Below are 1725 nucleotides of genomic sequence, written 5' to 3'. Positions count from 1 at the left end.
CACTTATACACCCCAAACTCTTGAAAACAGAGAAATTTGGTATCAAGAAAAAGTGGAAGAGGGTTATCCAATATTAGTATGTGAGCAAGATGGCAAGGTAGTTGGATTTGCGACCTTTGGGCCTTTTAGAGCTTGGCCTGCTTACAAATATTCGATTGAACATTCTGTATATGTAAACCAGGGGTATCGAGGAAAAGGAATCGGGACATCTTTAATGAAAGAATTAATAGGCATTGCCAATGAAAGAGAGTATATGACATTAATTGCTGGTATTGACGCGACAAACGAAGGAAGCATTGCCATGCATAAAAACTTTGGCTTTGTTCATTCAGGCACAATAGAAAAAGCCGGATTTAAATTCAATAGATGGCTTGACTTAGCTTTTTATCAATTAAACCTTAACGGACCCAAAAATCCTGTAGGAGAATAAAAAGAACGAAGGGTAAGGGCTATGGCTGAATTTAATCAAGTTGTTAAAGAAGAGAATAGTTCTTCCATTACGTTGACGCAATGGCTCTCATTTATTTTTATTTGGTTCTCTCTTGCTCTCTTGTCTTTTTCATCAAACAATAGAAAACTAATAAAATGTATAAATGCCCTCTATGCCTCAAAAAGTAAAATTTAAAAACTATACTAACTACAAAGGAAGAATCAACAACAATGAAAAAAATAGGCTTAATTTTTGCAGCATTATTTATATTACTTCTAGCTGCTTGTGGAAACAAAACTGAAGAGGACAATAAAACGATCGTAATTGGGGCTGCTAATGTACCGCATGCTGAGATATTAGAAAAAGCAAAGCCGTTATTAAAAAAACAAGTAAACGATATGAAAATTAAAGTGTTTCAGGATATCGTGATGACTAATAAAGCGCTGGCAGATAAGGAACTCGATGTGAATTATTTCCAGCATGTACCATATCTTGAAAGTGAGAATAAAGAAAAAGGCTATAACTTAGTAAATGCTGGCGCTGTTCATATTGAACCATTTGGAATCTATTCTAAAAACTATAAAAAAGTTTCAGATATCAAGAAAAATGCTACTATTCAAATTAGCAGTAATGCTGCAGATCAAGGCAGAATCTTAATGCTATTAGAAAAAGAAAAATTAATTACCTTTAAAAAGGGAGTAAATAAAGTGACAGCGTCTATTAAGGATATTAATAAAAACCCGAAAAATATTACCTTTAAATCTCCTATTGACCCTGGACTATTACCTAAAGCATATGAGAATAATGAAGCTGACCTTTTTGCTATTAATACCAATTATGCTTTAGATTCTGGATTAACGCCTACTAAAGATGCTTTAATCTTAGAAGGGCCGAAATCTCCGTATGTTAACATTGTTGCAGTTAGAAAAGGAGATGAAAATTCGGGTAAGATAAAAAAGTTAATGAATGTACTACACTCTAAAGAGATTCAAGACTTTATTAAAGATAAATATAAAGGTGCGGTCCTACCCGTCACTAAGTAAATTCATGTAACATTTAATTTGTAAAATTAGGGTACCTTTCTTAATAAAAGGGTACCTCTTTTTTTGTAAGTAAACTTTTCCAAATCATTCTATTTAATTACAGTGTTTATCTTCAATTAATAAAACGATTAACATATAATACACTGTAAGAATTATAAGTACAGAACTATTTTGATTGAGAGGCGATAACAAAATGGAAAACTTTTATTTGTTTGTAATTACATGCGTCTTTTTAGTTATTTTACCTGGTCC

General features: G+C 32.3%; 2 protein-coding genes. Both read left to right on the top strand.

All coding sequences use genetic code 11. From position 1 onward, the window contains the following. Positions 1 to 430, top strand: a 430-nt coding sequence (locus RB298_RS03675; protein WP_486045823.1) for a GNAT family N-acetyltransferase, incomplete at its 5' end; no start/stop codon positions are given. Positions 431 to 660: 230 nt separating this feature from the next. Further along, positions 661 to 1473: a MetQ/NlpA family ABC transporter substrate-binding protein gene (locus RB298_RS03670; protein WP_486045821.1), complete on the top strand. Its 813-nt coding sequence runs from the start codon at positions 661 to 663 to the stop codon at positions 1471 to 1473. Positions 1474 to 1725: the final 252 nt, after the last annotated feature.

Source organism: Priestia sp. BR_2 (genome assembly GCF_041954005.1).
Taxonomy (GTDB): domain Bacteria; phylum Bacillota; class Bacilli; order Paenibacillales; family Paenibacillaceae; genus Paenibacillus_AQ; species Paenibacillus_AQ lautus_A.
The sequence above is the reverse complement of the archived record's forward strand: the minus strand, read 5'-3'. Positions and strand labels throughout refer to the sequence as shown.